The 5,571-nt window shown below is 47.8% G+C and carries 5 protein-coding genes; 2 read left to right on the top strand and 3 right to left on the bottom strand.

From position 1 onward, the window contains the following. Window positions 1-25: 25 nt before the first annotated feature. Both AD944_RS16590 and AD944_RS01385 read right to left on the bottom strand, forming a co-directional pair. Window positions 26-535: a hypothetical protein gene (locus AD944_RS16590; RefSeq protein WP_145912894.1), complete on the bottom strand. Its 510-nt coding sequence runs from the start codon at window positions 533-535 to the stop codon at window positions 26-28. A gap of 91 nt (window positions 536-626) precedes the next feature. Next, the gene (locus AD944_RS01385) at window positions 627-3,014 is read right to left on the bottom strand and encodes a Hint domain-containing protein (RefSeq protein ID WP_045543188.1); all 2,388 of its coding nucleotides are present in this window, start codon (window positions 3,012-3,014) and stop codon (window positions 627-629) included. A gap of 1,479 nt (window positions 3,015-4,493) precedes the next feature. Here AD944_RS01385 and AD944_RS17335 point away from each other — a divergent pair. Together AD944_RS17335 and AD944_RS17330 are read left to right on the top strand one after the other, a co-directional pair. Beyond that, window positions 4,494-4,976, top strand: coding sequence for an IclR family transcriptional regulator (locus tag AD944_RS17335; protein ID WP_236709098.1), 483 nt, complete (start codon window positions 4,494-4,496; stop codon window positions 4,974-4,976). Beyond that, window positions 4,916-5,311 carry an IclR family transcriptional regulator gene (locus AD944_RS17330; protein WP_346190207.1) on the top strand — a complete coding sequence of 132 codons (396 nt, stop codon included), beginning with the start codon at window positions 4,916-4,918 and terminating at the stop codon, window positions 5,309-5,311. Before AD944_RS17335 ends, AD944_RS17330 begins: the two co-directional genes overlap by 61 nt. Here the strand turns inward: AD944_RS17330 and AD944_RS01375 are convergent. Then, window positions 5,304-5,571 (bottom strand): transposase (locus AD944_RS01375; protein WP_156477233.1); only part of this gene is annotated, 268 nt, incomplete at its 5' end. The genes AD944_RS17330 and AD944_RS01375 overlap by 8 nt on opposite strands.

The following is a 5,571-nucleotide window of genomic DNA, read 5'->3' as shown; positions in this document are numbered from 1 at the left end:
CTGCTGCTGCAGACTGGATCAAGTGCTAACAGACCCTAATGTTTCGCTCTATATCCGGACGCCTGAGACCAATTTTCTGAGGCACAGCCCCCGTCCCTGCTGCTACCCCGATCCGACAGAAGTCACGTGATTCATAATATGTGGTATTATTATTTTCTTGACTGAGAACCTCTGCAAACCATGCCTCACCAACAACGTAATGCTTTACGTCTGTAATCAGCGCATGATCACTTAAAAAAAAGTCTGGCTGAATAACATTTAGATATGTCTGAAAAGATGGTCCAAGATCATTTTGGAAAGATGCAGAAGCAAGACCAAGCCTGTCTAATGCAAAAATGAGAACCCAATGATGGTAGTAATTTTTGCATTTTATTCCAACTATGGAACAGCCACAATCTCTTACATTTTTTAATGCGTGCGCAATCTTCCCTACATCTGTCAAAAAACCACTAAAACTCCATGATCGGGACGCGCTTTCAAAGGCTACACTGTGTTGCGCCGCATCTCGCAGTTGAAGAAGGAGCGTCTCGATCATCTGGTCTCTTACCTTTTTAAGTCATACTCTAAATACAAAACATCTCCTGCGGCCATATTATAGCTACAAGAGATGTTTTAGCACTTAGACGTCAGGCACTTAGGCTATTCTTCTGTTCCACCATCTTCTCACGATAAGAAAGAGAGGAAACAACTTCAATATTCAACAATCTAAACCCTTCAACGGGGAAGGTGGAAAGATCAATTTCAGCTCTACCAGCGGTCCACCTGGCTGTGTCAGCTTCGTACGATGCCCAACCTAGAATATTTTGCGGCTCCAGATGTGCTTCAAGAGAGCACTTATTCCGTCCACCCATTAACTCTATGTTACCAATCAGAACGCCGAGCTCGCGCCGATCATCAACAAAAGAACCAATAAAATCTACCGGGCGTGCTGTTCTGGAAACAATATACACTTTCTGTAAACCCGGCGGCAACATGAAGACCACATTCTTCCCATTTTGTTTTACCGGCCGGATAACTGCACCGTCTAGCGTTTCAAGGTACAGATTTGGATCGTGAGACCATATATCCTGACTCTCATGCACTTCACCATCAAATCCGCTCATTTTATTACGGCCGTCGATAGCCCGATATATAGGCTCAACACTCTCACGGCTGGTTACTAGCGGAACAGCCGCATCACGCGCCCAGTCCTTCGGTGCCTCGAAGTGGGCTGCAACAACATCACTATCTGACAAACTGATAAAGCTCGTCCGGTTACCTGTATCGAGATACGTTTCTGTCAGGACACCATCCGCTTCGATAACTGCATGCTGCTCTGTCTCAACATGGTAGTAATCATAAACAGCATACCGTGTATCGTAGCTGATATTTTTTCCATTCACCAACATACGGGCTGGAATAAAGACACCGTTGATAAAGAGGCAATGTTCAGGTGTAACAAGCATGTCTTTGAAAGGCACGTTATCTGCAAGAGCGCCTTTGCTGATCCTTACTGGATAACCAGCTTCATCCGGGTAAGGAGATGTTGTGCGGACCACAGCTTGGCTTTTTCCGACCCATTTTACATCACGAGACATGAAAGTATCACCATCACGTACCATAATGATATCACCAGGCCGTATATCCTCTACAGGAACATACCCGGTTAGCATACGCACCAGTGTTCCAGTAAGAAAGCACGTTTCAAGAATTGTGGTGCCATTATCATTAATAAATTTAAATTTATTTCTCACCCCTACAATATTTAAAGTGAATGTCTGACCACCCAATGCAAATGTAATATGGTTTGCATCAGAAAAAGAGATCGAAGAAGCCGTTCCTGTCAGCCCCTTGAAGATAATCTGGTCGCCGTCACTCCATCCTGTAAAGGTCTCGGCAATGTTGGTCGTTCCCGCAGAGATAACAACATTAGCCGGTTGGTCAAAACTGGTTCCAGCAAGGTTAACGGTTGAATTCCCGTTATTTCCACCCAACACAAGAGTGCCACCACCGGAAACGATCGTTGTACCACTCAGAATACCGCCACTGGTTGCGCTGAGTGTACCGCCATTCGAAATAGTAGTCGCATAAGCGGTTCCACCACTGCTAACAACCTCCACACCTCCGGCGCTGAGAATGGTATTTGACGCCGTGCCGCCACTACTGACAGTTATAGTGCCACCTGACATAACAATACTGCCAGAAGCGACGCCACCACTTTCTATAATTTCAGTGCCACCGCTTACGGTAAGCGAGAGTGTTCTACCACCAGATTCAACAATTTCTTTCCCACCGGTTCCCACGGAACCACTTACTGCCGTGCCGCCATGCAGAACGTAGGCTGTTCCGCCATTTTGAATACTTGCACCTGAGGCAACAGCAGTATTTGCCGTCCAACCGCTTTCCGTCCCCGAAACATTGGAGACCTTGGTTGTTGTCCCACCCGAGCTATCGACTGCTGAAAGGTAATAGCCACCAATAATCTGCTGGCCACCGGCCTCGAAAAGGCCCCCACTCGCGGTTGCACCATTCAGAAGAAGCTGGGTGCCCTTAAAATGGCCACCATATGCGGACGCAGCGCTGACCATTTCTGTGGCCCCCACGTCGAATGTCCCGCCTGAAATGACACCGCCGGCTGGAAAAGTCTGCCCTTTGGCAGTGAAAGCACCTGCTGCAACGACACCACCGCCATGCACTGTAGGATCTGTGATTGTACCGTTCTGGGTAACAATCATACTTCCGCCGGATGCAACTGTCGCGCCACTAATAATGCCATTGGCAGCTGCAACGCCTGCACCGCCGGACTGAATGGACGCCGCATTCAGAGTTCCAGACGTAAGAAGGACACCCAGATTGTTTGCCGTCGCCCCCGAAACATTACCGCTTCCAGACAGAACGTTCAGCGTGGCACTATTACCATTGGCCGTACCAGATGCAACGGCACCGTTAACAAGGTTAGCGTAACTACGATCATAATTTACATAGCCCGAAACGTAACTGCTATAAAGCAGGTCGCTTTGATCGTCTGTTGCCATGACAGCACTCCCTATCCAACGATCGTTTAATGAGAACGGACGCGGACCGAGTTTCGAACTAGAAAAGACCCATCCGTTTGTAACGAACGAACAAAAATTACTAATCGGTATAATTAGCAAAGCTACAAAACAAATGGAAACTATTTTTAGTAAACAAAACCTTAATTATTATTTTCATTTATTAATTTTTTATTTTTTGTTATGTTTTTATCGATTTAATAGTTCATATTAAATTTATTTAGTGTTTATTTTTCTAATTAATACCTTTATATTTATACTGAAAGCAACGCGGGAAATATTGTGCCCTAGATTGCCAGCCGGTCGCGCTGATCCGCGACAGGAAGAGATGGAAACGATATTGGCCAACCTAATCCTCATGGTAGCACGGGTGTTTCTCATTGTTCGAATGACAAGAGCCATCTGTGATTTCTGACCAGCAAAACCTGGTCGCCCCGCAAACGGCTCACTGGCTTTCCCGCATTGGATCTCTTGATATCTCGGAGCATGGCCCTGTGATGGATTTTTGAAACAAGGCCATGCTTTTCCATGAAGGCCTCGTAAGGGCTTTTTTGATCGATACATGGTGTGCCCAGACATCGGATGCCGTATCTCTGCGCTCAAGCAGTCCTTCTTTCAATAGTACTCCATGGCGGCCCATAGCATCTGTGTCCTTCCATTTTTAAATCAGCCTGCATCTCTGGTCGATGGAGAACATGCAACTTGTGGCCCAAGAACGGGAGTGAAAGGTCTGTTGGATAGGTGGCCCATCATCCTTCTGGCGCATTTTCGTAAACTTCAGTGCTGATTGTCCATGAAGGTCCTGAGGGAACAGCTTTGTGGGTTTGCCTCTCCATTGACGTGAAAATATCACACCATCAAATCCCGAGACTAAACAGCAGAGAGTTCATGTTTCATATCTGAAATGGATCGCGCTGGACCTGCGCTTCAGCAACGTTCAAAACTGCCTCCACATCATTCAGCGCCAGATACTCTATAATTCCCCACACCTGCCCCCTGCCTGATGGAAAGAGTATAGACACGCGGTGTGCCGTCCGTGGAGGATACCAATCGAAAGATCAGCCCGGCGGAAGAAACGCGTTTTCCAGTCAAAGCCAATATAGGCCAGAAAAGGAAGTTTCCTGTACCTTTCTTTTGCCAGACTGGAACAACCGACAGGCATACTGCAATAACGCCCGCAAGACGACGGGATAGCATTGTGCGTCATGAGTTGCGCCTCGCATAAAACAGTTCGCGATATCCACCGTGGCCATACGCCGCCGTTTACTATCACAGGCCTATCAACGCTTGGCGTGACCTGAGAAACTCGAATTTTTTTCTAAAAAAGAAGAAAAGAGAACGAATTATTTCACAATTTTCAGGGTTTATAGAAGGAAAGAAAACAACTAATCAACCTCATCATCCCACTATGTAGGATAGAGCTCCAAAATATTGACGACTCCTTAGGCTGGTGTCCATGATGTGCTGAAAGCAAACGAAAGAACCAAGATGACTGGGATTGAAACATCTGCGTTCCCACCTGGAACGCAGACTTTGACGAGAGGCTTGTCGGTGATCGAAGCTGTGGCCGAAGGCCATAGTACATTGATGGAAATTGCCTCTGTCATTGGATGCAGCCGAAGCACCACCCATCGGCTAGTCAGCACACTAGTGCAGGCTGGCTATTTGCGTTCAACATCCAGTGCCAACGGCCAATCTTTCATCTTAGGCTCCCGCTTGGTAGAAATGGGATTTCTGGCACGCGATCAGCTGCCGGTAGTAACCTTGGCACGCGATCATCTGACCGCGCTTGGTGCCAAAACCTGTGACACCGTTCACCTGGGTATCCGGGAGGGTGTTGAAGTGCTTTATCTGGACAAGATTCCCGGCAACGCGGGCTGGAAATGCGCTCGCGTATCGGCAAACGTATGCCTCTTGCCTCGACAGGGCTTGGCAAAGCACTGATGCTGGATTTACCTGAATCCGAATGGCGCACGCTCTACAATGTTGCTTTAAGCCATCCAGCAACGCCCCATGCGCGGCTTCCTGACTGGAGTGATTATCGAGCCGGACTGCGCCAATCTGGCCTAATGAGCTGCGCCTTCGATTTAGAGGAAAATGAACCCGGCATCCGCTGCGTAGCAGCTCCAATCCGCGATGCTGGGGGAAAGGTAGTAGCCGCCGTAAGCTTGGCTAGCGCGACAATCTATATGTCCGAAATACGGATGCACGAACTGGCCCCTTCCGTGGTCGCTACGGCACAGGCCGTTTCGCGCGAACTAGGGTGTGTCGTCAGTTAATTCCAATGATGGCGGAGACGAATTGCACGGCTGCGAGGAAAGTTGACTTCAGCTTGTCATATCGTGTTGCAATACCTCTGAACTGTTTAAGTCTGGCGAAGAAGCGTTCGATGATGTTTCGTTTTTTATAAAGCGAAAAGAGGGTTTTCCGTGGATTGCGTCGGTTTTTCTTTGACGGAATAACCGGTGTGATCCCCCGCTCTTCAAGCTTTTCGATGAGGGGATCGGCATCATAAGCCTTGTCGGCGATGAAGACCTCG

This window comes from Acetobacter tropicalis, assembly GCF_001580915.1.
GTDB classification, from domain to species: domain Bacteria; phylum Pseudomonadota; class Alphaproteobacteria; order Acetobacterales; family Acetobacteraceae; genus Acetobacter; species Acetobacter tropicalis.
The sequence above is the reverse complement of the archived record's forward strand: the minus strand, read 5'-3'. Positions and strand labels throughout refer to the sequence as shown.

Coding starts and splice junctions, on each gene's coding strand:
- AD944_RS17330 (WP_346190207.1), top strand. CDS start 4,916: ATGCGCTCGCGTATCGGCAAACGTATGCCTCTTGCCTCGACAGGGCTT.
- AD944_RS01385 (WP_045543188.1), bottom strand. CDS start 3,014: ATGGCAACAGACGATCAAAGCGACCTGCTTTATAGCAGTTACGTTTCG.
- AD944_RS16590 (WP_145912894.1), bottom strand. CDS start 535: ATGATCGAGACGCTCCTTCTTCAACTGCGAGATGCGGCGCAACACAGT.